Consider the following 2,201-nt stretch of genomic DNA (forward strand, 5'->3'; position numbering starts at 1 on the left):
GCGCACATATGCCAGACAGCTGATGAAGCGCTCCACTGGCCCACATTTTGCGGTGATCGATTCGGCTACGCTGACCAGAAACGAACGTCGTTTCCTCGCCGAAGGCGCAATCACGGTCATCGACATGCCGATCCGCAACGCCGCGGCTCGCCTCGTCGGGGTCGATGCTAGCCAGGATTAATGGCCGGCGATTGCTGGTGAGTCGCTGCTTGCCTCCAAGGGCGAAAACTCAGTTGGGAATACATTCGTGAGCAGTAATGCTAGTGGCAGCACAACGTAGGCTCTGAATTCGTTGGGCCATGTGAAAGGGTCCGCTGCTGCGGGACGTGAGCACGTTGCGGCGGCATTACGCACATGATCTTGTGACCCCCGTGGCAAAAGAACTGAAGCGCCCGAGTCGCGACAACATATGCAGCGCTCAATGGCTTCGACAAAAATTCGGCACAGTTTCGACAGTTCGCATGCACCTCCAGGGTCAACGAGGTTGATTATGCCTGTTTATGTGGGTCGGCCACGCGAGCAGGAATTCCCACTACCTTTGCCCCGGCGGGAACATCTCGTGTGACCACGCAGCCAGCGCCTACCACTGCATTATCACCAATCGTGACGCCAGGCAGAATGATTGCTCCACCGCCGATCCAGACACGGCTGCCAATGTGAACAGGACGCCCGACCTGCAGGCCGGCCTGCCGCTGCTCGGCATCATGTGGATGATCGGCGGTATAAATCTGCACAGCAGGCCCAATTGCCGTTCCTTGCCCGATTTTGACCTCTACCACGTCAAGAATAACGCAGTTGAAGTTGATGTAGGCATTGGCTCCAATGCGGATATTGAATCCGTAGTCGCAAAAAAAGGGCGGACGGATGACCGTTCCGCGCCCAACCTCTCCCAGCCGCTCGGACAAAAGCTCATGCCAATGCCCCGTGGTCTGCCCCAGCGTATCATTGTACCGCTTGAGCCAAGCCCCGGTTGCCAACAGGTCAGCTTGGATCTCCGGATCCGCCGCATTGTAAAACTCGCCTGCGAGCATCTTTTCTTTTTGGCTACGCATCATAGTCTCCCGTCAGGTCGTGTCCCGTACAGTGATGCAGGAACGCACATCAAACTGCCTCGGCAACTTTGTAACTCGATCTTGCCGGGCGCGCGGTCGGTCACGAGCCGGGGCGACAGTTTCGTCTCGACCAACTTCCAAGAATTTGGATATCGGAGATCAACCGGTCGCAGGGGCCAATACCTGACGAAGTCGGCAACTGTCCAGCGGTCGAACTCACTTTCATGCCCATCTCAGATTGCGTGATATCGAGCGGTAAGCCATCAGCTAATGTATCGACCAGGTCCCGCCAGAGGATTACTCCTTTTTAGTTTGTCAGTCGCAGAGCCCCAGTACGACTGGTGGTAGAAAGCACACGGCCGGAATCTTGGCAGCGCTGTTCACACCCACTTCGTAAGCCTGGCCGATGGGCTCGGCGCCAGAGCACCAATGCTTGACCTGCTCCAGCTCTTGCTCGGCGGGTTGTTTCAGAGACGCTTGATCTCGATACCGCGTTTTCTCAGCACGTAGCCGATCTGGCGCGGGGTCAAACCGAGCAGGCGCGCCGCCTTTGCCTGCACCCAGCCACACTTTTCCATGGCAGCAATGACCGTATCGGCATCGGGCACCCTACCACGAGTCGTGGCAGGGCCTATCGGCGCTTGCCCGTCGCCGACGGGCGGGGCGGCACAGGCGGCGGAAGGCTCGATCGTAGTCGACTTCTCTGACGTCGGCTGTCCGTTCTTCCACAGCGCCGCGGCCAAGCACTGATCCGCGTAACAGGCAAAGTCAGTTCTGAGGATTGATGGACCCGTCGCCAGAACTGCCGTCCGTTGAACGCAGTTTTCGAGCTCTCGGATGTTACCTGGAAATTCGCAGTTCATTAGCACCTCAATCGCTTCGGGAGCGAAGGTCAGCGTGTGATCATTCTCAGTATTGAAATTCTTGAGAAACTGAGCGGCCAAGAGCGGAATATCACCTCGCCTTTCGCGCAATGCCGGCACGCGTAAAGTGACGACGTTGATGCGATAATAGAGGTCTTGCCGGAACTCCTTGCGTTGAACTGCCGTTTCCAAGTCCCTGTTCGTTGCGGCAATCACGCGAACATCAACTTTAATGGTGTGGTTGCTGCCGACGCGCTCAAACTCCTGCTCCTGCAGGACACGCAGC

2 protein-coding genes and 1 pseudogene are annotated in these 2,201 nt (G+C 57.3%); 1 reads left to right on the forward strand and 2 read right to left on the reverse strand.

From position 1 onward, the window contains the following. Positions 1-181: pseudogene (locus EN939_RS31145) on the forward strand (SIR2 family protein); the annotation flags it as partial. 307 nt (positions 182-488) lie between these two features. Here the strand turns inward: EN939_RS31145 and EN939_RS31150 are convergent. After that, entirely contained in the window at positions 489-1,055 is a 567-nt protein-coding gene (locus tag EN939_RS31150) for a sugar O-acetyltransferase (protein WP_024505228.1), read from the reverse strand. 464 nt (positions 1,056-1,519) lie between these two features. Further along, positions 1,520-2,201, reverse strand: a 682-nt coding sequence (locus tag EN939_RS31155; protein WP_164751377.1) for a sigma 54-interacting transcriptional regulator, incomplete at its 5' end; no start/stop codon positions are given.

This window comes from Mesorhizobium sp. M7A.F.Ca.CA.002.05.1.1 (assembly GCF_003998335.1).
GTDB lineage: Bacteria > Pseudomonadota > Alphaproteobacteria > Rhizobiales > Rhizobiaceae > Mesorhizobium.